This window comes from Janthinobacterium kochi (genome assembly GCF_051380715.1).
GTDB lineage: Bacteria > Pseudomonadota > Gammaproteobacteria > Burkholderiales > Burkholderiaceae_D > Janthinobacterium.
In genome coordinates this window covers 148673-175099 of the sequence record NZ_JBNYXO010000012.1, presented here as the reverse complement: position 1 = coordinate 175099, position 26427 = coordinate 148673, and the positions used below count along the sequence as shown (strand labels likewise).

The 26427-nt window shown below is 48.8% G+C and carries 18 protein-coding genes and 1 pseudogene; 1 reads left to right on the top strand and 18 read right to left on the bottom strand.

Going from position 1 to position 26427, the window contains the following annotated elements:
* Window positions 1-121: pseudogene (locus ACQ4WL_RS22450) on the top strand (IS481 family transposase); the annotation flags it as partial.
* 388 nt (window positions 122-509) lie between these two features.
* On the opposite strand, the gene ACQ4WL_RS22445 reads toward ACQ4WL_RS22450, so the two are convergent.
* From ACQ4WL_RS22445 to ACQ4WL_RS22360, 18 genes are all read right to left on the bottom strand, one after another.
* Window positions 510-1427, bottom strand: coding sequence for a glycosyltransferase family 2 protein (locus ACQ4WL_RS22445; RefSeq protein ID WP_436511732.1), 918 nt, complete (start codon window positions 1425-1427; stop codon window positions 510-512).
* A 116-nt stretch (window positions 1428-1543) separates the two neighbouring features.
* Window positions 1544-2608, bottom strand: a complete 1065-nt coding sequence (locus tag ACQ4WL_RS22440) for a glycosyltransferase family 4 protein (RefSeq protein WP_436511731.1) — start codon at window positions 2606-2608, stop codon at window positions 1544-1546.
* A 255-nt stretch (window positions 2609-2863) separates the two neighbouring features.
* Entirely contained in the window at window positions 2864-4129 is a 1266-nt protein-coding gene (locus ACQ4WL_RS22435; RefSeq protein WP_436511730.1) for an O-antigen polymerase, read from the bottom strand.
* A 1567-nt stretch (window positions 4130-5696) separates the two neighbouring features.
* The gene (locus ACQ4WL_RS22430) at window positions 5697-6755 is read right to left on the bottom strand and encodes a glycosyltransferase family 2 protein (RefSeq protein ID WP_436511729.1); all 1059 of its coding nucleotides are present in this window, start codon (window positions 6753-6755) and stop codon (window positions 5697-5699) included.
* Window positions 6755-7864, bottom strand: a complete 1110-nt coding sequence (locus ACQ4WL_RS22425; RefSeq protein ID WP_436511728.1) for a glycosyltransferase WbsX family protein — start codon at window positions 7862-7864, stop codon at window positions 6755-6757. Before ACQ4WL_RS22425 ends, ACQ4WL_RS22430 begins: the two co-directional genes overlap by 1 nt.
* A 2-nt stretch (window positions 7865-7866) precedes the next feature.
* Entirely contained in the window at window positions 7867-8868 is a 1002-nt protein-coding gene (locus tag ACQ4WL_RS22420; protein WP_436511727.1) for a glycosyltransferase family 2 protein, read from the bottom strand.
* A complete protein-coding gene (locus tag ACQ4WL_RS22415; RefSeq protein WP_436511726.1) occupies window positions 8865-10283 on the bottom strand; it encodes a hypothetical protein in 1419 nt (472 codons plus the stop codon). Before ACQ4WL_RS22415 ends, ACQ4WL_RS22420 begins: the two co-directional genes overlap by 4 nt.
* Before the next feature lie 189 nt (window positions 10284-10472).
* A complete protein-coding gene (locus ACQ4WL_RS22410; RefSeq protein ID WP_436511725.1) occupies window positions 10473-11378 on the bottom strand; it encodes an NAD-dependent epimerase/dehydratase family protein in 906 nt (301 codons plus the stop codon).
* An 18-nt stretch (window positions 11379-11396) separates the two neighbouring features.
* A complete protein-coding gene (locus tag ACQ4WL_RS22405; protein WP_436511724.1) occupies window positions 11397-11939 on the bottom strand; it encodes a dTDP-4-dehydrorhamnose 3,5-epimerase family protein in 543 nt (180 codons plus the stop codon).
* 9 nt (window positions 11940-11948) lie between these two features.
* The gene (gene rfbH / locus ACQ4WL_RS22400) at window positions 11949-13274 is read right to left on the bottom strand and encodes a lipopolysaccharide biosynthesis protein RfbH (protein WP_436511723.1); all 1326 of its coding nucleotides are present in this window, start codon (window positions 13272-13274) and stop codon (window positions 11949-11951) included.
* A 30-nt stretch (window positions 13275-13304) separates the two neighbouring features.
* Window positions 13305-14372, bottom strand: coding sequence for a CDP-glucose 4,6-dehydratase (rfbG, locus tag ACQ4WL_RS22395; RefSeq protein ID WP_436511722.1), 1068 nt, complete (start codon window positions 14370-14372; stop codon window positions 13305-13307).
* On the bottom strand, window positions 14372-15142 hold the full coding sequence (gene rfbF / locus ACQ4WL_RS22390) for a glucose-1-phosphate cytidylyltransferase (RefSeq protein ID WP_436511721.1): 771 nt from the start codon (window positions 15140-15142) through the stop codon (window positions 14372-14374). Before rfbF ends, rfbG begins: the two co-directional genes overlap by 1 nt.
* A gap of 41 nt (window positions 15143-15183) precedes the next feature.
* Complete coding sequence (locus tag ACQ4WL_RS22385; RefSeq protein WP_436511720.1) at window positions 15184-16413, bottom strand: GumC family protein; 1230 nt, start codon at window positions 16411-16413, stop codon at window positions 15184-15186.
* Window positions 16414-16497: 84 nt separating this feature from the next.
* A complete protein-coding gene (locus ACQ4WL_RS22380) occupies window positions 16498-18420 on the bottom strand; it encodes an SLBB domain-containing protein (protein ID WP_436511719.1) in 1923 nt (640 codons plus the stop codon).
* Window positions 18421-18476: 56 nt separating this feature from the next.
* Entirely contained in the window at window positions 18477-21401 is a 2925-nt protein-coding gene (locus tag ACQ4WL_RS22375; RefSeq protein WP_436511718.1) for a YjbH domain-containing protein, read from the bottom strand.
* 359 nt (window positions 21402-21760) lie between these two features.
* Window positions 21761-22465, bottom strand: coding sequence for a DUF4197 domain-containing protein (locus ACQ4WL_RS22370; RefSeq protein WP_436511717.1), 705 nt, complete (start codon window positions 22463-22465; stop codon window positions 21761-21763).
* A 180-nt stretch (window positions 22466-22645) separates the two neighbouring features.
* The gene (locus tag ACQ4WL_RS22365; RefSeq protein ID WP_436511738.1) at window positions 22646-24220 is read right to left on the bottom strand and encodes an SEL1-like repeat protein; all 1575 of its coding nucleotides are present in this window, start codon (window positions 24218-24220) and stop codon (window positions 22646-22648) included.
* A 2-nt stretch (window positions 24221-24222) separates the two neighbouring features.
* Window positions 24223-26427: an EAL domain-containing response regulator gene (locus ACQ4WL_RS22360; RefSeq protein ID WP_436511716.1), complete on the bottom strand. Its 2205-nt coding sequence runs from the start codon at window positions 26425-26427 to the stop codon at window positions 24223-24225.

The window sequence follows — 26427 nt, the reverse complement described above, 5'->3', positions numbered from 1 at the left end:
CAACATCCCACAGCGTGCTCTCAACAACGAAACGCCGATTCAGGCAATGAAGAAATGGCAGGCAAAAAAGCCACAATTATTCGTTAAACGTGTTTATAACCAGGCGGGTCTTGACACTTAACCTCTACTTCTAGCGCAATCTAAAAATGGGGGGATTACCCCACATTCCGCAACGGGCCATCGGGGAAAAAACGCCCATCCAAGCGCTCAAAGAATGACAGCAAAAGAAGCCGGACCTATTTGTAAAGCGCGTTTATGATCAAACGGGACTGGGCACCTACCCGCGCATGTCCAAACTTCAGCACCTGCCGCAGAATCCCTGGCGTGCCGCCGTATTATGCACCGGCGGCGTTACCCAATATCGCAGCGGGCGTCAAGTTCCATACAAAACGGTATAAAGCCGCGCTCGCTGTCAGCGCTAAAATTTCGAGTTATTCGAGGTTCCCGCCGTCGGAAAATTGACCAACCACAAAAAAATATGATTGCACGAAAATAATAAACACCTGACATTATTTCAACCAATATTCTTTATGCATACTCAACCTCATTTTGGTTTTTAACGGTATATTTTTCTCGCACAAACCTAATTTATATCCTGCATACTTTAATAAAGTACGGATAAGAGCATCAGGTAAAAGCCATGGAGATTTTTTTAAAAGGAACTTAACTTCCGATATAACAAATTTCTTTCCTTCTCCCTCAGCGCGTCCAAACTTCTGAAGCATCCATGGTTCACGCGAATGAAAAACACCAATATCGAAACAACGTCGAAAATCTTGAGCATAAGTATAATCGTGAGAATGATATACTAAAGCATCCGCACAATAAGCAATATTTTTTTTCACTGACAATAATTTGGCAGCAACATAAGTATCCTCCCCGAATATATTATTGTCTGGGAATCCACCTATACTGTTTAGCATTACTCGTCGATACGCAGAAAAAGAATTTGACATGAATGCAACTTTTAAACCTAAGCTCTTGGCATCGGAAAGAGAGCGTACAGCCGATATCTCTGGATAATTAAATAATCTTGAATGTGCACCAATATTTCCTGCATCAATATTCGGCAATTGTCGTCCATAGCTCGCAGCAACGTCCGGATCAGAAAATGGAATAAGTAGACGTTCAAAAGAGCAGTTCTCAGCCGGCATAGCATCTTGAGTCATATAAACAAGAATATCCATATCTGCAAAAATACTGGCCCCCAACTGACGGGTAGTCCCATGATTAAATTCTTTTCGTGGAATAATTAAAACTTCGCACCCCATCGCTTTAGCCAAAACTGCAGTTTCATCATCTGATGACGAGTCAATGATTAAGATTCGATTAGGACGATGAGTTTGAGATTGAACCTTCCTAAGCCAATCACCCCACGAAACACCTGCATTTAAAGTTGGAACGATTAAACCGACCGTCATACTCATAATTAATCCAATATTGCAAATATCATAAAAAAAATTTACTTTAAAAATATATATTATTAATAAAAACTAATATATTTAAATACAAAAAATAAATTTTTACTTTTATAAACTTCTTGTCATTCAAATTTTTTAAGCAACTTATAAACAACATTAGCAGATTTATTCCAACTAAAACGTTGAATATTTTCCAGACCACGCTCTATCAATTTCTTCTGCAATATATCATTATTCACCAGACTGATCATTTTTTCAGAAAGATCTTTAATATTGTATGGATCGAAATATAAGGCTCCATCCTTACAGACCTCAGGAATACTAGTTGCATTAGAGGCAATAACAGGGCATCCACAAGCCATGGCTTCCAAGGGTGGTATACCAAAGCCTTCAAATAGAGATGGAAAAACAAAACATTTCGATGAACGATATAATTCATGCAATTCCGTATCGGTTAAATAACCTGTTAACTTAACATCATCGCCCTGTTTCTTAATTATCTCCCCAAAAGTAACGTCTTTAAAGACATTTTTATTCAATCCTCCGACTAGTTTTAGCACATACCCTGGTTCAACCTGCGTCTTAAATATATTAAACGCAGCTACAAGGGTCTCAATATTTTTATAAGCCTGAACTGAACCAACAGCAAGAATCACATTATTCTTAACAGCAAAATTCTCATTCGGATTCTGGTCAAAAGACGATGCATTATAAATTACTGATATATTATCTCTTCGAATATTATATTTAATAGAAATATCATTTTTACTAAACTCACTTACAGTGGTAATATGCAAAGATGAGCGCAATACTCTTGGAATCAAGAATCGATAGAAGCAGCGAAATTTCCAAGAATGAGCATCCGGGAAATGTAGAAATGCCAAATCGTGTATTGTTACAATTTTTCGCTTATAGAATATAGGCGCGGTTGTGGCTAATGAAAATAATAATGGTGATCCATTGCGCTTTAAAAATATAGGTAACTCTAATTGCTCCCACAAGTGGCCGGTAAACCGTCCAATAACTTCTACACCAAGTTCTTCGGCTAACGCAGGATGAATAATATTATTTGGTGCCACGAATCGAATGGATGAATCTATTTTCTTTAGAATACGACAAATCTCCAAAGCATACCGTTGTACGCCCGTGATAGATTGAGTAAGAAATCGCGCGTTAACAAAAACCATTTACACTAACCATTTCAAAAAATTATTAATAGGCTTTTAACCTAAAACGCCTGAAAAAATCGCCATAAGCGAATACATATTCTAGCTAAAATATGTAACTGTACACCGCAAAAGGCGGGCGGTGTAGGAAGTTTCAAAAGCCTAAGATAACGAAGAGCAGTTCTTATTTATAAAAAATAAATGAAAATTTATAATTTTTATTTATATATTTATTTACATAAAATTATTAAAATTATATTTTTTAGAAATTTATATTTATTTTAGAAATGAAAATCGATATATCAATAGAATTAATATAAAGAATGCTGGAATATTATACATACTCATTGTGTAAAAAGTCCCAAAAAAACTTAGTACTATACTATAAAAAGACAATGCCAAAATTGATTTCAATGAATTTTCGGAAGTAATAAATTTTTTAATATACTTTGTTGATGCCCCAAAAATTAGCCCGGATAAAAAAGGAATAATTGCGATTCCAACCCAGCCAAAAGAAAAATATCCCCACAATGCAACAGGTACTCTAAGTCCGCCCGATGCAATATCATTTATATTATCAGTATTATTTAAGATATATAGAGACCAGGCCGATGGATTCCAATAAAATTGACTCGGTATCAATCCGCCGAAAAATGTTCGACCTAATGTAAATTGACCGTGATCCTCAAATGCATTCAAAAGTTGCAATTGATCGGATATATCCGGTGCTCCTGATGCAATAATCGACCAAACAGTAGAGTCTTGCGAATAAAAAAATATCGCCACTCCCGTCATTGCACTATAAATATAATAAATAGCACTACCAAAACTAAATATAATAATATATATAATTATAAAAATAACTGTATTAAATCTTTTCCTTGTCGAAAGTATTGCCACTAAAGTAATAATTCCTGATAAAACTAATCCACGAGTTAGTGCAAATGAGAAAAATAAGACAATTAAAATGATGCAAAATAAAAATGCATTTTTTTTAGTTAAAACCCATAAAGTAACAACGATAGGGAAGAGAGTAATTAAAACTGTTTGTGCTAATCGGTATGGAAGTGCTATTTTTGAGTATGCCTCATAATACTCCCCCTTGAAAAATTTTGCGGAAATCGGATCCGAGGCAAACATTGGTATCATTCCCACATACGCCCAACTTAATGCCGTCACAAATAGAGCTATGAATACCATGAGAAAAATTACATTATGCTTAAAATTAGAAAGGTCATAAAATTCATCTTTTGCAAAAATTGGCTTCTTAAGTATTTTCTCAAAAATATTTGATCTAGCACCAACTATAAGTCCACAGACATAAAAAATAGCACCCAATGCCATAATAATGGTATACATACTTACCAATTTTTCGGGAAATGTCTCCAATGTACTTGTTAACATTAATGGAACAAAATAGGCGACAAATAACACACCCAAATTTAAATGTGCAAGGACATTATATCGACTAAACCATATAAAATATGTCCCCGAAAACATTGCAAAGGAACTGAAAAATATGATAAAGTTATTAATATCCACCAGAACTCCAAATACTTCCTAATTCATTGTTAAATTTTGATAAAAATTTTTTCATATTTACCCAAAAAAAATTACATACTGATATAGCAATAATATATAGCTCGCTTTTATATAAAATTCAATAATTTAATACATATAAAACGGCGATAATTTATAATGAAAAAACCGCTGCGCCAATATTTTATAATTTTTTTGAAATCAGCCTCTTGTAAAACTCTCAGTATGCCAGATCGCCACCATAGCCAATCGCCGCTTTAGGCATTTTTTGTGATTGATGCTGCTAAATTCTCATATTGAAGTGACCTATGTCGTCCCTTTATACCACTTTCAAACGATTGCATCTGTGGTTGCGCCGGTTGCCCCTTACAACCATTGCTTTTCAACCTGCTTGACATACCATTGCATTGCATATAAAACAGGCGCGTAAACTATTCTGCCCTAATGCCAGCATGCCGAACATCGAGTGTCACATCAATCTGTCGGGACCGTGCAAAACGACGTTGTGCCCTCCGAACTCATCTTTCAGCAGACCGTTGATCAGCCCAACCCGGGGTGGATTCCTTGTAGCGGACGACGTCAGTCGGTTCAACTTCAAGCCTTTCTTCGCCGCGCGGATTATGGTCGATCAACGGTCCATAGCCCAGACTGCGGCTATATTCATGCACCAGATCAGATGCAATACCTGCCGCACCCATCACGTCGCCAGTGCTGCAGTCGGCGTCGACATTTGATTCTTGCACACCAAGGCACTAGTTAACAGCAAGCTCAGCGTGCATACCACAGTCCGCGATATCAATATGCAACTTGTAACCGTTCTAACTATCTTTTGTAATTCTGTGCATTACACTTCATGCTCGGTCGCTGACTCTAGACAAATCGTTCAACATCGCTGGCAGCGTTTGCGTCCGCTGCTGCACTGCCGGACGCTCCTCACCTTTTTGGGGACGGCCCCAGCACGCTTTCTTGCTATTGTCTTCTATTGCAGGCGGCAATTTTCCCGTCCGTTTCTTTCGCGCTCCAATCACGGCTAATATGGTCAATAGTTAGCGTATCACCCAGGTAATCATCGACCAACACCTCATGCAAGTGTTCCGCCAATTTAGCTTACGCAAATTCGCGAAATGCACGCGAGAAGGCTGTTTCGTTAGCGCCTGCTTTCACGTCGAGATTCCATATAACCAATTGAATCCACGAGCCATCGTGCGTCATGCTATCAATGCCTTAGTCGTGAATAGCTCGAGCACCGCTCTCACAAGGAACGCCTTCGCTCTACGGCTTGCAACTGATTCTCAGTCGCGCCTGCATCGATAATTTTCGATGCAAACCAATCATGTGCACGAGCTTTTCCAATTTCGGCGTGAGCGCGCCGCATTGCTGTACATTACGGACTCAATTCCGGCACCAAATTGTGTTGCAGCACTTGCCAACGCTTCATTATCAAAGCATATTGTGAATTATTAATATATGATGGTGACAACTTGTATTCTTCAAACAATGGCTGTTCTCCGTCTTATCTTCCATTCTTCGCAGCTCGAAATTCCTCCCGCCTGTCTAGTTTTTCACTTCCTCATACATCTATATTTTTTCTAAGCAAAATTATATGCCATATCATTTTCACCCGATCAAACTGTTTTCTTCTAAGTCGGTTGAACAATACTCCAATTAAAGTAAAATAGACAAAAGGATAATATATAGGACAATTATTTTTCGTGAACTCTAACCGATTAATAATTCCATAATAGTCAGAAATCTTACTTCTTTTTGCCCCATTGCTATTAGAGCCAATACTTGCTCCTTCTTTATGATAAACAATAGATTTTTTAGCATAAATTTCTGAAAAATATCGACGTCCCCGATATGCCCAGTCTATTTCTTCATAATATAAAAAGTAATCTTCGCACATTAATCCGACTTTTTTTATAAATTTCCTTGTGACAAGCATAGAGGCCCCAATAACATAATCGATCTTTTTATCTATGTCCTCTTCAGCCACATTTGGATCAAATTGGCGCATAGCACCGATGGCATTAGCCGTGGCCAACAAAGGATTATATGTCGCACCGCCCAATGCCTGCACCACATCGGGCCGATCATAATATAAAAGAGTAGATCCGCATATGCCAGCCGCAGGAACATCAAGCATACGCGACACCAAAGCGGAAAGTGCATCGGGCTTTACAACAGTATCATTGTTTAGCAACCAAATATGTGAAAAATTATCCCTTGCCAGTGCATAACGGATGCCTACATTATTACCGCCAGCAAAACCAAGATTACCACCAGTTTCAATAATAACAAGATCAACATCTTGCCCGAAAAATCCACCATCTTCAGCCTGTGCTCTATCATATACTACGTGGGAGATAGGTTTATTCTGAAATGGTTTTGAAAGCTCGGCTACCTTATTAGTATCAGAAATATTTGGATATAGATTCCCTTGAGCCCACTTGACGATATTCTGCACCGAAAAATCTGAGGAGTAGTTATCACAAACAATTACTTTAAAGTTGGTATAATTGCTTTTAAAAACACTTTCCAGACATTCTATTGTATCAGCCCAACCATTCCAATTAAGAATAATGATATAAACGAGGGGAGAAATATTTTTTTCTGAAATTGAATTCATTATTTATCAGTAAATACTGCATTGACAACTTCAAGAAATTTTCGCCCATGCTTGAAATCAGGTTCGAGGTGACACCCTTCGGCCCACTCATTCCAGGCATTAATGAAGACAATTTGCTCTTGCTTTGGGTACAAACTAACCTTTTTCTTAGAAATTTCAAGAAATTTTTTGAAAAGTTCCGCATCTTCATTTTGTAATACGGTGGCATTTACTTTTTTTCGTGGGCTATTATCCCAAGATGGAAATGCGGTTGGGAAAACCCGATAACCCGTAGCTTCTTTTTGCGAAATTTTATTAATTATTCCACCATATGAATATTCGTCAGTAACAGAAAATTTCCGGAAATTTTTAATCCGCAATGCCTCGCCGGCTTTATTTAATATTCTTGGCAAGATATATTTTACAAAATTTGTTTTTTTACGACTTGGAAAGTCTCGTGCATTCGGCTGAAAATCAACCACAGCATCAAAACCATATCCAATGAGTTTTTCAGGCGGCAGCGTGTTTTTATAATTGTTTACTACGCATAGATAAAGCCCAGGTAAGCCTCGGTTGACCGCATATTTTCTCCATATATTAAGTTTTTCGACAATATTAGGAATTTCGTCAACTCGATAAACTAACAATACAGGTTTTCCATTAACCTTAATATAACGACTATCCTTGAAAAAAGGCATCAACCACTGAATATGAGCCAAGTGTTCTTGGTCATTATAGGTCTGATCCAATAACACTTCCTGTGTTTCGTTATCCCAACTACGTATCCATTTTTCGTTTGCCCAACACAAGCAGAAAGGAAAATCCGGTTTTCCAGACTCGAGCATTTCAAGCAATGGACGTTCCAGCATTAATTTTCCAGAAAACCAATAATGGTAATAGCAAAACCCACCAATGCCATACTCTGCGGCGAGAGCAGCTTGTGCAACCCTTGTTTCCTCTAAGCGCAAATCATAAAAACCTAGTTCCGATGGCAACTGGGGCTGATAATGCCCGCGGAAGCGCGGTGTCGCTTTTGTTACGTTCGTCCATTCAGTAAAGCCCTGCCCCCACCATTTATTATTTTCTTCGGTAGGATGATATTGAGGTAGATAAAAGCAAATTGTTTTCAAAATTATTTCTCACTTCCACTAAATTTCTTTTTTAGTTTCAAAATCAACGAATATAAAAATCTATTTTTTGTGATAAGATATTTCAGCAAAAATTTAGGGTCCGTGAAATATACGGTCAGACTATATGGTGCTGATTCTTTTATCCTCTTATAGCCGTCCTCAAATTGGTCGGCATGATCAGCCGAGATGTGGAGAATGACAGACTTAATTGCCGGGCGCAAATGCTTCACATCCCATTTGGCAAGTTCGATAGATGTTATGACTGAACTAGCGGACGCGATGCGATAAGGAGAAAAATATACTTGACAAATTGCGACCAATTCTTCAAAGGTGCGTTTTTTCGTGACCAAGTTGCCAGGGTGATACCTATAGACAGAAACATAATCTTTAATAACGCCTACTTTGCCAGAGAGACACATTTCAGAAAATAACTGTGAATCACAATAAAGATTATTTAAATCCGAAAATGCCTTTAAATCTTTGGACTTCTCGACGTTAAAAATTATATTGCACAGCGTGAATTCTTGCGGTACCACAGTATATTTTTTAAGAAATATATTTTTCCCGCTCTCCACCTCATCATAAGGTATCGTCATTTCTTTCATGACATCGCCGTTGGTATTACTGATATACCCACTGGCATATACGGCGTTCATGTCAATATTTGATTCAAGTAGCTTTACTGCTTTTGAAATATAAGCGTGATCTATGAAATAATCATCGTCAGAAAGCAGGATGAACCAGTCACCGCTAACCATCTCATACAATAATTTTCTCCAATTCAAAACCATGCCAATATTGGAATTATTTTTGTTATATATTACTCTAGGATCTGAAGAAAATTGCTTCATCAACTCTTCAGTGTTATCAGAAGAAAAATTATCCGATACTAATACTTCGATGTTCTCATAGTCCTGGTCTAATGCACTCTGTACCGTCTGAGTCAAATATTGCATGCGATTAAATGTTGGAATGCAAATACTTACTTTTGGATTTTTTTTCATAAATTAGTTCCAAATCGGAAATGAAAAATATTCTTCACATAAATTTTAAAAGGCATTTTTTGTAGTCTAAGAGACAGAACTACAGGATACCAATTATTAAAACATGCCTGAACTAAAAGTTGTGACCATACCACAGCATATATGCCATAAGATTTCATGAAAAGAAATCCGAATATCATAATCGAAAAACCAGAGATAATAGAAGGGATTAAAAATGGAACATGATTACTATTTAGGTAGATTCCAGCATGTATCGAGTGCTGCAATTCAAAAAAATACATCACCAGCATCAACAAAAATATATCGCTGCTGATCAAGTGCGTTTTAGACTTTATAAGAAACAACATATCCTCAGCAAAGAAATACGTTATGATGCCTCCACTGATATACAATAAGAAAGCCAACTTAATTATTTTCAGAGAAAAATATTGCACCTTTTTCAAATCGCCGCTGGACATGGCTGCCGCAAGTTGTGGCTGAAAAGCCATCGCCGGTGATGTGGAAAACCTGTACAACAACGTTACTACTTGAAACGTCAGCAAATAAGATGCAATCAGTTTGGCATCTGGTATCTGCGAGATGATCAGAGATGTCCCGTAATATATTAAGTAACCGCCCCAACAAATTCCAGCCATACGCCAGGTTGATGGCCACAATTCCATAAACATCTCTTTATCATAAACATATAGATCCTTTTTTTCCAAACCGTTGTCTTGCATCGTTTGAAGAACGAACGATCTCATAATATAAGTCGTCACCATGGCCGCAATTAGCATAACACTCACTACACCCAACACCCCTGATCCTACAAAGATCGCAGTGGCTATACCAAACAATCTAGCAATGCCCGATATAAACTCAATCCGCTTCGCTGTGGCGACCTGATTCAACCCCTGCATCAAAGCTGTCCAACGAGAAACCTGAAGAAGAAATATTGATAAAAATACAATCAAAAAATAGGTAATCCAAGCAGTGATCTTGTTGCTTTGCTGACTAATTACATTAGTCGCAGCGAAAATACCGAGAGTGAGCAGTAATATAGTTGCAGCAATGCTCACCGCATTATAGATACGACTGCTAGTTGCAACTAGACGGCCCAGGGCATGCCAATTTACACCCGCCTCACTCGACTGACTGTCTAGACTGGTAATTCTGTTAGGTATTTTTTTGGCGCCAGCTCGAAAATATGATGCGGCGCGTATTATAGTTTGGGAAAAACCACTATCTGCAAGAAAGGCAAGCGCTACCAAAGTGCTGATAAACAAATAGTAAGCCAGTTCTGCACTTTCAAATTTAACTAATGCTATCGGCAGAACAATAATAGCCAATCCATACCTTACTATCATTTCAAACGCGGTCATGAACATGGCGTTATTGGACAACGTCTTTACTACATTTTTTTTATCAGATTTCACGCGGTTGCAACCCTAATTTTTCCGTTTTTCATCAACATGAACATATAGTTGAATATTTATCGCATTACTTCTTTTACAGCATTAAAATTTTAAATTTCAATTCCACCAACGATACGATAGAATTTACAAACAGCTTAATATTAATTAAACCGTTTTTTCAAAAAAAGTTGAGAATTATTTTAAGAAAATTTAATTATTAATTAATTCCATTTTGGCAATTCCATCCAATAAAGAAACTTTAGGTTGCCATTCAGGCATACGTGTACCCGAGTTCCATGGCACCATCACTTCACGGAGGCGATAGGGTCGTGCACCCCATTCAATATTCAAACTCCTACTCACTGCTTTCCCATATACTGCAACCAAATCTTTTAATTTTATCGGCTCATCGGCGCTAACAACATATGCCGTATGCCTCTCGATTTTATCGAGCAGTAACATATCAACAGCAAGCATATAGGCATCAAGTATGTCATCGATATAGACCAGATCTAGCAACTGCTCTCCTGGCGACATTAGCAACGCCTCTCCGGACATGGAAACTCGACGCAACAAAGTGAACAATTTGGGGCGGGCATCATCCGGTCCGTATGAATCGTGCAATTTCAACGTTATTGCCGACAAGCCGAATACTTGAGTATAAAATTCGATAATTGCCTCGAATGCCTGTTTAGTTGCAGCATACAGACAAACTGGATTGTATTCTGCATTTTCGAAATTTTGCCAAGCCGTACCTGTGTTAATTAAGTAACGTACCTTATTTAGACTCATTGCCTCGAGTAACTGGCTTGAAAATAATACATTACTGTTAATCAAAGAAACTACATCTTTCGACGTATGCTGAGAAAGAAACAGCGATGCCAGATGAAATACGACCGTCGGATTGCTGGACTTGACAATGTCAGCCATACCTTCAGTGGTCCCATCATGAAGATGCGCCTTTACGCCCGATACGGACGCTCCCAAGATACTTAAATCGGAGTTAGGTCGGGTTATAATGTGTGTTTCCCAGCCATCCTTTAAAAGTCGCCTGATCAAATTCGAACCAATAAAACCTGTACCGCCTGTTAATAAGGCAATGCGTTTGTTAGCCATAGTAGGAGTTTCGTAAAATTAGAATTTAAATGGTGTTTCAAAATCACTCAATGAAGCGAAAGCATCGTCCCGTGGCGATATGATTGGTACATTATCTGGCCAATTGACATCGGTGGTATTCCACTTAATTCCCCCATCATGCTGTGGGTCATATACCGTAGTAACTTTGTATTGCATTATGGAATTATCGGTCATAGCATAAAAACCATGTGCAATGCCTGGCGCAATGTACAGCAAATTTCCGGTTTCTGCGCTTAATTCAAAAGTGGCAGATTGATTATATGTTGGCGACCCCGCTCGTAAATCAATGATTGCATCAAACACCTTCCCAGCCAAGCAATAGACAAGCTTAAAATGATCATGGGGGGGCGTTTGAAAATGCATCCCCCTTAGAACACCTTTATGCGAAATAGAATAGTACTCTTCCGCGAACTCAATAGCTAAGCCATGCTCAAGAAAAATTTCCTTATGGACAGTTTTAACAAAAGTCCCACGGGCATCCTTCTTGATATCTGGAAATATTTGATAACAGCCAGGAATATGTGTTTGATCTATGCGCATTTTCTTATTTTAAAAATTTACACCAAAAAATTCTTCGATCTTGCTGATCGAGAAGTCCATCATTTCCTTGGTCAGACCAGGGAAAACGCCAATCCACAAAGTGTCATGCATGATGCGATCCGTATTGGTCAGTTCGCCCGATACGCGATAGTTGCGGCCGATCATATAAGGCTGGCGCGTCAAGTTACCGGCAAACAGCAGGCGGGTGCCAATCTTGTTTTGATCAAGGAACGTCAGCAGGCTGACACGGTCCACGTTTGCTTCCGGACGGATGGTGATCGGGAAGCCGAACCAGGACGGATCCGAGTTCGGCGTCGCTTCCGGCAGGATCAGGAACTCCGCACAGCGTTGCAGGCCGTCCTTCATGTAGGCGAAGTTATCCTTGCGTGCCTGCACAAAGCCAGCCGCGCGGTCCATCTGCGCCAAACCGCATGCCGCTTGCATGTCGGTAATCTTCAGGTTGTAGCCCAAGTGGCTGTAGGTGTATTTGTGATCGTAGCCTTCTGGCAGCGTGCCCAGCTTGCAGCAGAAACGCTGACCGCAAGTATTGTCCTTGCCCGGTGCGCAATAGCAGTCACGGCCCCAGTCGCGGAATGATTCGGCGATGGCTTTCAATTCCGGATTGTTGGTAAACACTGCGCCGCCCTCGCCCATGGTGATGTGATGCGCAGGGTAGAAACTCATGGTGCCGATATCGCCGAAGGTACCGCACATCTGGCCATTATAGGTGGCACCCAGCGCATCGCAGCAATCTTCCACGAGCCACAGATTGTATTTTTTGCACAGTGCGACGATGACTTCCAGATTGAACGGGTTGCCCAGGGTATGGGCCAGCATGATGGCCTTCGTTTTATCGGTAATGGCCGCTTCGATCTTGCTGGCGTCAATATTGTACGTTCCCAGTTCGACATCGACGAACACAGGCACTGCGCCATATTGCAATATCGGATTGACGGTGGTCGGGAAACCCGCAGCCACGCCGATGACTTCGTCGCCAGGTTGAATCGCGCGCGCACCCAGTTTCGGCGACGTCAAGGCCGAAAAGGCGACCAGGTTGGCGGACGAACCGGAGTTCACCGTAATCAAGAACTCGACGCCAATGAACTTGGCCAGGCGTTTTTCAAACTCGTCATTAAAACGACCCGTCGTCAGCCAGGCATCCAGCGACGCTTCGACCATCAGGCCCATTTCAGGCGCACCAACGACTTTGCCGGCCGGTGGAATCACGGTCAGGCCAGGTTCGAATGGCTTCGGTACGCTGGCCAGTGCGCCGTATTGCGCCACTAGGGCGGCGATCTGGTCGCGGATTTGTTGTTGGGTCAGTTGTTCGCTCATGATACAGCCTTCAATTTGTTAGGTAATTTATTAGGTATTTTGATAGGTGGCGATTTGCGCCAACGTGAATGCACGCATGTCGGTACCCTGGTCACAGGCTTTATGCCACTCGACAATTTTGGCGATCGTCTGGCCGATGTCCCAGCGCGGATGCCAGCCCAGCTGGCCACGCGCCTTGGAGCAATCAAGCTTCAGATAAGTCGCCTCATGCGGATGGTTCTGTCCGTCAAGCGACCAGGACGCACCGGCGCCCCACTCTTGCGTCATGCGTTCGATGATCCATTCGACGGGTTTGGCATCGGTGTCATGGGGGCCAAAATTCCAGCCTTCGGCATGCACTGGACCTTCGGTGTACAGCTTTTCCGCCAGTGTCAAATAGCCGCTCAGAGGTTCGAGCACATGCTGCCATGGCCGGATCGAGTGCGGATTACGTATCATCACCGGCTGGCCGGCACCAATGGCGCGCAGCATGTCGGGAATCAGTCTATCCATGGCCCAATCGCCACCACCGATCACATTGCCGGCGCGGCCGCTGCCTAGTGCAATGCCATGTTCCGCATACTTCTCGGCATTAAAAAATGAACTGCGGTAGCCGGCCGTCACCAGTTCGGCGCAGCCCTTGCTGTTGCTGTAAGGGTCGTAACCGCCCATCGCTTCGTTTTCGCGGTAGCCCCACGGCCATTCACGATTTTCATAGCACTTGTCGCTGGTAACATTGACCACAGAACGCACGCCAGGCGTGGCGCGCACGGCTTCGAGCAGATTGACCACGCCCATTACGTTAGTAGCATAAGTTTCCACCGGATTCACGTACGAATAACGCACCAGCGGCTGGGCCGCCATATGGATCACGATTTCAGGCCGCGCTTGTGCCATGGCGTGCTTGAGCGCTTCACCATCGCGCACGTCGCCGATGATGGAAACCATGCCGCGCGCCACGTCCGCCACTTCGAACAAGCTGGGGGTGGTGGGTGCTTCCAGTGCATAGCCGGTCACTTCGGCGCCCAGTTGCTGCAGCCAAAGGCTCAGCCAGCCGCCCTTGAAGCCCGTATGGCCGGTCAGGAAAATCCGCTTGCCTTGCCAGAATGCTGCGTTCATCAGCAAGCCTTCCAGGGAGCTTTACCTGACTGCCACAGCTCTTCCAGGTGCACCTTGTCGCGCAGGGTGTCCATCGGTTGCCAGAAACCGCGATGGAAAAAGGCGTCCAGCTGACCTTCGGCGGCCAGGCGTTCCAGCGGCTGCTTTTCCCAGGTGGTGCTGTCGTCCGCGATGTAATCGATAACCTTTGGCGACAAGACAAAATAGCCGCCGTTGATCCAGGCGCCATCGCCTTGCGGCTTTTCCTGGAAGCTATTGATTTTCTGGCCGTCCAGGATCAACGCGCCAAAACGGCCCGGGGGCTGAGTCGCGGTCAGCGTGGCCAACTTACCGTGCGCTTTATGGAAGGCGATCGATTCGGTGATATTGACGTCGCTGACGCCGTCGCCGTAGGTGAAACAGAACGCTTCTTCACCTTCCAAGTATTGCTTGACGCGCTTCAAGCGACCGCCGGTCAGTGTCTCGTCACCTGTATCGACCAAGGTGACTTTCCAAGGCTCGGCATTGCGGGCATGTACCTCCATTTTATTATTCTGCATGTCGAAGGTCACGTCAGAGGTATGCAGAAAATAATTTGCAAAGTATTCCTTGATTACGTAACCTTTATAGCCGCAGCAAATGATGAATTCATTCACTCCATGGGCCGAATATGTCTTCATTATATGCCATAGGATGGGCTTCCCACCGATTTCTACCATGGGTTTGGGTTTGGTGGAAGTTTCCTCACTTATTCTTGTGCCCAGACCACCAGCTAAAATTACTGCCTTCATTTTATTCCATTTCAAATATATTAATCAATAATGGATTATTTTCAAGATTTCCATTTTAATGCATCACGCAACGCCTTAATTTGGATATTATTTTCTGGATCCACGTCGATTGAAATAAAAATTTCACGTACAAATGCCAAGACAACCATAAAAAAGGCGAAAAGGAAAAACACACTCAAAACAATAGCCATACGTCCTGGAGAAGATTTTTTATCTGGCACGACGGCATAATCCATCACCTGAAGAATAGATCCTTCCTTGGCTTCATCAATTTTCGCCAATTCAAACTGCTTCGCCAACATCTCAAATATCGCCTCAGAGTATTTTACATCGCGCACCCGCCTGACATATTCGAGACCGACCTCTGGAACATTGCTGGTGGAGACCGAAATATCACCTTTACCACGATTCATGCCAGTTTCAATTTTTGCCAGCTGAGCATGCAAACCAGATAACTCTTTTTCCAATTTTTGATAATTTGGATTGTTTGACGTCGCGAATGTTCTCATCGCGCCCAATTGAACTTCCTTAGCAGCAATTTGAGCCTTGAAATCGGCAGCGGAACGAATAATAGCTTCCGCCTGACCATCTAGCTGAATCAATCCTGTTTTTTCCTGAACCTGTTTTAATGCGATCTCCGCGTCCGCCAGCGACTGCTTTGCCTGCTGTAGCTGTTTTTCAAAAAACAAGCGCCGCTGAGAAGCTTCAGTCACTGCAAAAATCTGCGTCATTTTTTGCAATTCCTCGACATATGCATTCGTCAAGTCAGCTGCGAACTTCGGATTTTTATCCTCATATTCAAGAACAATCAAGCCTGTCTTCGACATCGCGATTTTGCTGGCCGCAGTCAATGCCTTTCTGGTATCCGTTGCAGTCTTGGTTTCATATATTTCCCGCAACTTAAAGCGTTCGATCAGACGGTCTTGCAGCGTGCGACTGGATAACATGCCTAGATAAACATCAGCCGAATTCTTCAGTCCCAATGCGCCGCCTGCTACCCCGCCCAATGCACCTAATTGTCCGAGCATAGCACTAGCGCCCGACTGCGATTGCGGAGGCAAAATCTGGACCGTAGCCGTATATTTATTTGGCATCAACAAAGTAAATCCGACCGCCAATAATGCGGCAACAATCGGCATAAAAATTATGCGCCTCTTATTTTTCGCCAAGACAATTAATGGATAAAATAAATTAATTGGCTCATCATCATTACCCAATGAAACGCTATTATTAATAGGAATTTTCGAATTAAGACTCATTTTTTCTTGCATTTTTATTTACTCATATTTTGGCGTTAAATTAATATTTCTATATACTATCAAATACTCAATCTAGTCAATAAAATAAAAACACCTTTAATTCTTCAGTACTTTCAAACCAGCCGCACCCAAGCCAAACTGATAAAAGATAGCCGTCCAATCCTTCAAGCTCTGCATGAACGTGCTGCGCTCGATTTTTTCCGGCACCACCACGGTATCACCAGGATTCAACGCCGTGCCGCCGAGGCCACCGAACCAGCCAGTGCCTTGGCCGCTTTGCGCCGTGCCATCGGCACGAATCACGTACATTTCGGATTTATCCGCATTCGCAGTGATGCCGCCGGCTTGCTGCACATAGTCGTTGACCGTGCGCTGTGAACGGTAGACGAAGGCGTTTTGCTGAAAGACAGAGCCCAGCACATCCACTGTACCCGGACGGCGCGGAATCAAGATGGTATCGCCATCCTGCAGCGGCAAGTCGGGCAGGTTTTTCACTTGCGTATCGACACCCGGCAAATCGAGCACAATGCGGCCTTCTGCCTTGACGGTGCGCAGTTTTTGCACGATGCGGCGCTGCTGCTCCACTTCGGCCGCGGTCTTCGCTGCATTTTCCTTGTCGCCCGAGGCAGACATGCGCTGGGTCGCATTCGATTCCAGGTCGCGCTCGAAGCGGTCAGCCACTTGGTTCAGTTTGATTTGCTGCGCGCGGCGCACGGACTCGCGGTTCAATTGAGTCGCGTACAGGTAGCCGTTTTCATTGGCGCCACCGACACGGGCGATCAGCTCGCGCAAGGTTTCACCTTTTTTCAGCAGGAAAATACCGCTCTGCTTTGCTTCGCCGGCCACACGCACGTATTCATTCTGGATTTGTGCCTGGACGGGTACGGCACCTGGTGCGAACACGCGCAGGATATCGGTAGGCTTGACCGCGATACTGGCCAGCTGCGTATTGCTGATGGCTTTATCGGCGGTCAACTCCACCACGGTCTTGTATTGGTTATCAACATTTTTCTCGACGATCACTTGCTTCGTTTCCGCAGCCGAATCAAAGCCGCCGGCCCAGCTCAGTACATCCGCCAGACTGGCATTGCCTTTCAATTCGAAAATAGCGGGCTGTTTTACGTTCCCGGTCAAGGCCACCAGCGGACCCACTTCAGGGATATAGATCACGTCGCCGTCACGCAAGGTGACATCGTGGCTCTTGTCACCCTTGACCAGCATGTCATACAAGTCGAACGTCGTGACGGTGTCCTTGCCGCGCTTGAGCTGGATATTGCGCATGCTGCCGTTCGCGTCCGGACCGCCCGAGGTAAACAGGGCATTGAGCAAGGTGCTCATGGAATTCAAAGTGTACGTGCCAGGACGTACGGCATGGCCGACCACGTACACCTGCACGGCACGCGTTTGGGCGATGCTCGCTGTCAGGTCAAAGTTGGTGTAAATCTTGCCGATCGCCTTCTTCAAATAGCCCTGCAAGTCCTTGTACTGCACGCCGCTGACCTTGATGGAACCGACGCGCGGAATGAAAATCGCACCGCTGCGGTCAACCGTGGCGCTGACGTCGATATCGACCATGCCCCAGCCGCGTACCTGCAGCTCGTCGCCCGTGCCGATCACGTATTCCTGGTTTACCTGTACGCCATCGAGCGGCGCAAAGGTGGACGGCACATCGCTGAACAAATCCTTGCCGAAGATACTCAGTTTTTTGCCCGTCACGCCATCGACATATTCCTCAAAGGCGCCAACTGGCACGTCAGCATCAGTACCAGCAACGCTGCGTTTGCCGTTACTGTTGACGGGGACGGTTTTTGCTTGGCGCTGCTCACCTCGACCACTGCGAATGCTGGGCAAGCTGCTGCCGCCCATTTCATTCGCCTGTGCACGGGAAATATCCGTGCGAGGCATGTCAGTCGCGCCAAGTTCCTGCTCGACGGCATGGGCCGAACTTGCGCCCAGCAGGAGAGCAGAGAAAATCACGTGTTTCACGAAAGGCGGGGGAGTACGAAGTTGCTTTTTCATGCTGGTCTTTGTCTGGATGAATGATGTTGTATGAGTAAAGGGGGCGCCATGCGCGCTTAATACTTGCCCTGCCAGGTCACGCTGATTTCTTTCGGGCCGGGATTGATCGACAAACCCGATTTGCTCTGGTCGCGCTGCGCGTGCCACAGCCAGCTGCCTATGGCGTAGCCGACGATGCCGCCGGCGACCGTGTCGGACACCCAGTGCTTGCGGCCGAATACGCGGCCGGCGGAACCCACGGCGGCCACGCTATACAACCATGGCGCATCGTATTCCTTGGCAAACGGCGTCACGGCGGCAAAGCCGATGGCGGCATGCGCGGAAGGGAAGGATGAATTCGAACGGGAACTGCCGCTGCCGACACGGCTCCACGCTCCGAGGTCTTCCTCTGGACGGGCGCGGCCAAACGCATATTTGCCAGCTACCGCCACGCCCGTCGCCGCGGCAACCGATTGCAGGGAGATGAGTCCCGTATTTTGCATGCGCTCATCGCCCAGGGCGAAGGCGGCCGCCGCCGCTCCCACTGCCGCATATGGCATGGCCTTGCCCAGCTTGTCCCAATTGCGGTAGACCTTGGAATCCTCGTGCTTCTTGACGAAACGGTCGACGGGCTTGTCGCTGAGGGCGGATGCCAGCACCACGCCCCCGACCACCGCCGTCGCCTTGAGCCATTCAGGGGCGCTAGGCGTAGCCGATGCGGATTGCTCCAGGCGCGCGCGCATGGCGGGCCATGGGCTGACAAACGGCCGGTCCGGCGGATTGACGGCAGGCAGGTGCTGTTCGTCCGGGCGCTCGGCAAAGTTACCCAAGCCATCATAGCTGTGCATGTCGGCGCGCGGGCGCTCGAACATATCGTACAGGTCGCCAGGCGAAGCCACCATCTGCCCCACGTCGCGCGTCCATGGCGCAATGGCAAAGCCGGCCGTCGACTGCGTATCCATCGGCAACATGCTGTTCAGCGGCACGGACAGGAAGATGCCACGGTCCTGATATGGCTTCGACGGCGTACCAGGGCTGGTGATGTCGTTACCATTCGTATGCGTGTACCAGGCGCCGACTTCGATACCGGACTGGAAACGGCGCTTGAATTCCATGCGCACGCCCGTGTCTTTGGCCAGGAAGCGGCCGGCGCGGGCCGTCACGGTCATGTCGTGCGGCAAGCGGTAATGCAGGGAGCCGATCGCCGTCACCGTCTTGTAGTCGCGCGAATCGAGCAAGCCCTTGTAGCCACGCTGCTGCAAGGCATCGACGGCCACGTCGGCCGCCCAGCGGCTATCCTTCGGCAGGTACAGCACCTGGCCGCCTACACCGCGGAACATGTCTTCATACAGGCCGGCCGACATGCGGGTATACACGCGCTCGGCAGGATTGTTGTATTTGTTCAGCAAGACTCGGCTCAGCGAGAAACGCCCGCCGCGCAAGTATTCCGCGATATCCGTACGCACGTGCGGCAAGTTGCTGTTCGATGGCTGCTTGACGCCCGATACCGTTTCCAGCAACTGCAGGCTGGCAGCGCCATTCAGGTACAGGCCGTCGCCCAGGCGGCGGTCGTAATTCGCTACCGCCGAGATCGAGTAACGGAAGGCGCCGCTCGGGTCATTGAAGAAGAAGCCCACCTTGGGAGCGACCTTGAAACGGTTCGCTTCCCGGTCCAGCGATTTGATTTGCACCACGTCGCCATCGACACCGACGCCGACAGCCAGCTTGCCATCGTCCTTGATGACGTTGGCGGCTTTGGCGGGAGCCGGTACGGAAACGGCGGCCGCCGGCGCAACGCCAGCAGGTGCAACGGAGGGAGCAGGCGCTGCAGCCACGACGGGCGCCGGCTTGTCGAGAAACTCCTGCAGCCAGCCTTGCTGATCGTCCCGGATGACATCGCTTTTTTCCGGATAACGCAGCAGCACGACGTCGAGGAAAGCCTTGCGGTCGATCTTGCCTGCCAAATAGTCATTCAGTTTTGGCAAATCAAAGAATTCGTAGGTGGCGATTGGCTGGTCCAGCTTGGTGTACGTGATGCGCAGGGTCGTCACGCCCTTCGGCGTGAAGGCGACGGCGGTGCGCGCGGCACGGCCAACGGCGCGGCCCATGTTTGAAATACGGCTGTTGGTCAGGCTCAGGCTGAGAACATTGCCCTCTTGCTCGACACGGATATTCTTGTAGTCCTGCTTCACCAGCGCATTGACCAGGTCGGCGCCATACACGGCGTCGCGGTGCCATTCTTCCTTGCTCGGCAACGGCGGCGGGTTCTTGTCGTCCACGAAATACGCTGGTTCATACACCTTGGGAACGAACTCGCGCTCGCCAAACGGAATGCTGACAAAAGCATTCACGCTAAACTGGTCGCGGCTGCGTGCCGCTTGCAGGGCAAGCCAGCCCCAGCGGTATTCCAGGCCCACGGAGGCGCCCTTGCGGCGCTTGCCGGCAGCCGTTTCGCTGGCACGGAAGTCGCGCAGATAATTGGTCGCATCATACTCCGCCACCACCGACCAGCGCGGCAGTGCGGTCGGGGTCCAGCGCGCGCCGGCAAACACGCCGTCCGGACGCTTGTGCGCATAGCCCAGACTCGCTTCGATATTCTTGCTGGCGCCAAAAGTCTTGGTGGCAACCACATATTGCCCCTTGAACAGCTCGGTACCGAACAGGTCCGTCATACCGACGGCGACCGATGGCACCCACTGCGTTTCCGTCCACAGGCGCAATTTGCCGTCGACAACTTTATCCTTGTAGCGGCCATAGCCACTGCCATATTCACCGGGCACGTTGGTAAAACCGGCAATGCCCGCTATCGACACATAACGTCCCGTCATTTGCAGGAAAGGCAGGATATTCGCCGTGGCCCACAATTGGCCATAGGGATTGTCGTAGCTATAGCCGACGCTGAAGGTACCATCTGTTTCCACCACGGCACTGGGCATATTGATATACCCGGATTGACCGCCATGATTCGGCGTCGCGGCAATCGCCGAAGGCGCGCCAAGCACCAAGCAGCCACACCAGGTATATTTAATTGATTTTCTGAGTACGCTTAACAAATCCGGCTACCTAAAATATCCTGCACCTGGAATTCCTGACGATGTCTTCAGAAAATCAATGAGCTTGGGGAAACGTGAATAAAACGAAAAAAGGCCAACCGACGGGCATCTCGCAATGCCGCGCATCAGTTCGCCACTAAAACTCGGCACTTCCGGGCAATTGAGCGTTGTTTAACCATGCCTCAGGAATGTATGTCACGGAATTTTAACATTGTTTTCTTGTAGCAAATGCTTAACTTGTTTCCCTTGCGCCACACCTGTCAGTACCGCGCAAACGCCGCCTGCGGCCCCGCAGCACGCTGCAACAGTCACTTCAAACTGCCAAACACTTTGCCGATAATCTTGCTGCCGTAAGCGAGCGGATGACTGCGGATGGCTTTCTCTTCCTCGCCTATCATCAGGTACAGGCCGTCAATCGCCCGGTCGGTAACGTAAGCTTCCACCGTCGATTGCTGCTGCGGCACCAGTCCCGTCTTGCCGATCTGGCTCATGGTGCTGTTGTATTTGCTGGCCAGGCCGGAACGGTCGGTCACGGATTTCACGATGGGCAGGAATTTGACGGCCAGCGGCGCTGATGTTTTCTGGCGGAAAAAGTCCGTCACCGACGTGTCGCCACCGGACAGGATATTTTTCGCATCGGTCACGCTCATCAACTTCACCGCATCGAGCAGCAAAGGCTTGGCCATGGGCACGGCAGACTCGGCGGCACGGTTCATCGCCACCACCAGATCGTCCAATTGCTGGCCGCGCCCCGTCATTTTCAACAAAGGCTGGGCTTGCTCCAGGATGCCTGGCAACTTGATTTTGACCTTGTCGTTGTTCAGGAAGCCATTTTCAACCCCCAATTTCGATACGGCGGCAGCGGAACCGGCTTCCAGCGCCGCTTTCAAGCCATTGCTGGCATCCTGGTTGCTGAGGGCATCGAGGGGACTGGCGGCGCCTGCGCCGGACGACAGCAATGCCAGCACACACAGGACGGCGGCCGGACGACCAGGGAAAGGGTTCAGGCGCATGGTTTTCCTTTTCTAACGAATAGACAGACCACCTTCTTCCGGAACCTTAGCACATCAAAACTGCAAATACTGCAGCATTTTTTTGCGTCCGCAGGAAAAAAGGGCGCCACAGATGGCGAAGGGAAAGGACTATACAGCACCTGCTGTTGTATCCGCGCACGCTAACGCCGGCGGCATGGTTTAGCCGGCTATCGCCGCCAGATGTTCGCGCACCCGCGCCAGATCTGTCTCGCGCATGCGCGCCGCTGTCTGGCGCAAGGATTTTTCCGCACCGGCCACGCCGGCCGCCACGGCCATCGACAGCCAGATATACGCCTGCTGCAAATCGAGCGGGCCACCCTGGCCGCTGGCCGCCATCAAGCCCAGATTCATTTGTGCCCGTGCATGACCCTGGCGCGCAGCCAGCGCATACCAGTCCCAGGCGGCAGCATAATCCTGCGGCACATCCTGGCCGTTGTCATGCCGCAGGCCCAGCGCAAACTGGGCCAGGCTGTGGCCCTGCGCGGCAGCACGGCAATAACAGGTACAGGCCTGCTGGCTATCTGGCGCCGGGCCATCATCGCGGTCGTGCAAAACGCCCTGCATGTATTGCGCCGGCGCGTAATCCTGCTCGGCGGCGCGGCGGTACCACTCCAGCGCCAGCGACAGATCCTGCGGCACACCCTGGCCATGTTCGTAGCGCAGGCCCAGGTCGAACTGCGCCCGCACATGTCCCTGGTCGGCCGCCTTGCGGTACCAGAAGATGGCTTCCTGCGCATCGACTGGCGTGCCCTGTCCATGCTCATGCAGCAGTCCCAACTGATACTGCGCGGCGGGAAAGCCCTGCCCGGCCGCCTGGCGATAGAACACCTGCGCCTGGGTATAGTCCTGCGCGCCATGTTCATGGTGCAGGCCCAGGTTGTGCTGGGCCGCCGCGTGCCCCTGCCCTGCCGCCCTGACATACCAGTCGAGTGCCGCCTGTTTATCGCAGGGCACGCCCTGGCCATTGTCATAGATCAAACCCAGATTGAACTGCGAACTGGCATGGCCCTGCTCAGCAGCACGCCGGTACCAGATGATCGCCTGCCCGCTGTCCTGCGGCAGCACGTCGCCGTTTTCATAGCGCAATGCCAGATTGAACTGGGCCGGCGCATAGCCCTGCTCAGCCGCCTTGCGCATCCAGGCGGTCGCCTGCTGGCGGTCCTGCCGCACGCCCTGGCCATGGTCGTAGCGCAGGCCCAGGTTGAACTGGGCGCGCGCGTAGCCCTGTTCGGCCGCCTTGCGGTACCAGGCGATGGCTTGCACGAAGTCCTGCGGCACGCCCTTGCCATTGTCATACATCATGCCCAGATTGTTTTGCGCCCCCGCGTCGCCCTGCTCGGCCGCGCGGCTGAACCACAGCATGGCTTGCCCGCTATCTTGCGCGAGTCCCTGGCCCTTGGCATACAGCCAGCCCAGGTTGTACTGCGCCGCCGCGTAACCCTGCTCGGCCGCCTGCTGGTACCAATGCGCGGCCTGCACAAAATCCTGCGCCACGCCCTGCCCCTTCTGGCACATGACACCCAGGTTGTATTGCGCGTGCTCGAGTCCCTGCGCAGCAGCCAGGCCATACCAGTGCAATGCCAGCGCATAGCTTTGCCCGATACCCTGGCCATTGAAATACATGAAGCCCAGGCTGTGCTGGGCATTCGCATTACCCTTCTCGGCCAGTCCTTTCAGGCGCAGGTAATCAGCCGTGTAATGAGCGGCCGTGTGGCGGGGAGCGGCAAGCGGCACGGTCAAGCCTCGATGGCCAGCGGCTGCGGTGCGCCCGGTACGGCATCGGCGAGCAGGCGATTCTGCTGCTGCAGCACGCCAATGAAGCTGCCCAGCGAAATGGGCCGGTGATACAGATAGCCCTGCATCGTGGTGCAGCCCTTGTCCTGCAGATAGCGCGCCTGGCCTTCCGTTTCCACACCCTCGGCAATCAGGTGCAGGCCCAGTCCGCGCGCGATCGAGATGATGGCCAGGATGACGGGATAGTGTCCATGTTCGTCGTGGATTTCCTTGACGAACGACTGGTCGATCTTGATGGTGTGGATGGGGAAGCGGTGCAGATACGACAGCGAGGAATAGCCGGTACCAAAATCGTCAATGGCGACCGATACGCCCAGCTGGCACAGCTTGTTCAACTGCTCGATCGCATATTGCGGATTACGGATGCAGATGTTTTCCGTGATTTCCACTTCGATCTTTTCCGGCGCGATGCCATAGCGCGTCAGCGCACCGCGCATCTTCTCGAAAAAGTCGCCCCGGTCCAGGTATTGCGGCGACAGATTCAGCGACAGGCGCACGGCGTCGCCGCCGGCCTCGTCCCACTGCACCAGGTCGCGGCACAGGGCGCCCAGCATCCAGTCCGAGATCGGCAGCATCAAGCCGTTTTCCTCGGCAAACGGCAGGAATTCGCCGGCCGTCAGCAAGCCCCTTTGCGGGTGGTTCCAGCGCATCAGGCCTTCGGCGCCGACGATGCGGCCCGTCATCACGTCCACCTGCGGCTGGTAATACATCTCCAGCTGATTCAGCTCCAGCGCCTTGCGCAGGCTCTGCTCGAGCGCGATCTTCTGGTGCGACACATCGAGCATGGACTCGTGATAAAAACTATGGCCGTTCTTGCCCAGGGCCTTGACCTGGTACATGGCGATGTCGGCATGGCGCAGCAGCTCGTCGATGGTTTCGCCATCGCCCGGATAGATGGCGATGCCGATCGAGGCCGAAATATGCACCTGGTTGCCATCGAGGTCGAAGGGCTGGTGCAGGCATTCGAGGAACTTGTCGGCGATGAGGCGCGCATCCTGGCGGTCGCGCAACTCCGGCAGCACGATGGTGAATTCATCGCCGCCCTGGCGCGCCAGGGTATCGCCGCGGCGCAAACAATCCTTCAGGCGCAGCGCCACCTGCTGCAGTAACTCGTCGCCCTTCACGTGGCCCAGGGTATCGTTGACCAGCTTGAAGCGGTCCAGGTCGATGAACATCACGGCCAGTTCCGTCAGCTTGCGCCGCGCCTGGATTACGGCCAGGCCCAGGCGGTCCTTGAACAGCATGCGGTTCGGCAGGTCCGTCAGGATGTCGTGGTACGCCTGGTAAGAGATGACTTCCTCGGCGCGCTTGCGGTCAGTGATGTCGCGCGCCACGCCGTAGGTGCCGAAGTATTCCTGCTTTTTCGCTTCGTGATGGTGGCCGTGCATGCCGATCGAATTGAGCGGAATCGTCATCAGCGTGTTGTTGAAGGTGCGGTCGCTGCCGCTACCGCTATGGCACTTCAGACGCAGTTCCACATTGCGCGAGGCGCGCTCGTCGAGGCGGCGCTCATTGAAGGCATAGCGCGCCCGCTCCTGGTCTTCATCGTGCACGAGGATCGAATAATGGCTGCCGATCAGCTCTTCACGGTCAAAGCCCAGCAACTGGTGCACCCTGTCGTTGATGAAGGTGATGCGGCCTTCGTGGTTCAAGGTGTAGATGATATCGGGCGAGCTGTCGACCAGGTAGCGGTACATCTTTTCCGAGTTTTCCAGCTGCAGCGCGATGCGCTCGTTATCCAGCGCCAGCTTGCGCTTTTGCAGCGCGTTCTCCACCGTCTTGAGCAACTCCTCGCGGCTGTAGGGCTTGCGCAGATAATCGTAGGCGCCACGTTTCAGGGCGCCGATGGCCGCCTCGATGCCGACATCGCCGCTCATGACGATCACGTCGCCCTCGATGCCGCGCCGGTTGATGTGGTCCATGATTTCATGACCGCTCATGTCGGGCAGGCGCAAATCGAGCAGGATCAGGTCGAAGCGCAGTTTCGACAATTGCGCCAGCGCCTCGCTGCCGCAGGTGGCCGTGTACAGCTGGTAGCCGCGGTCCTTCAGCAATTCGTGGAGGGAGGCGAGCAGGCGGGGCTCGTCATCGACGAGCAGGATGCGCGGGCTGTTTTCCAGGTCAAATGGAATGGCGGAGGAGTTCAT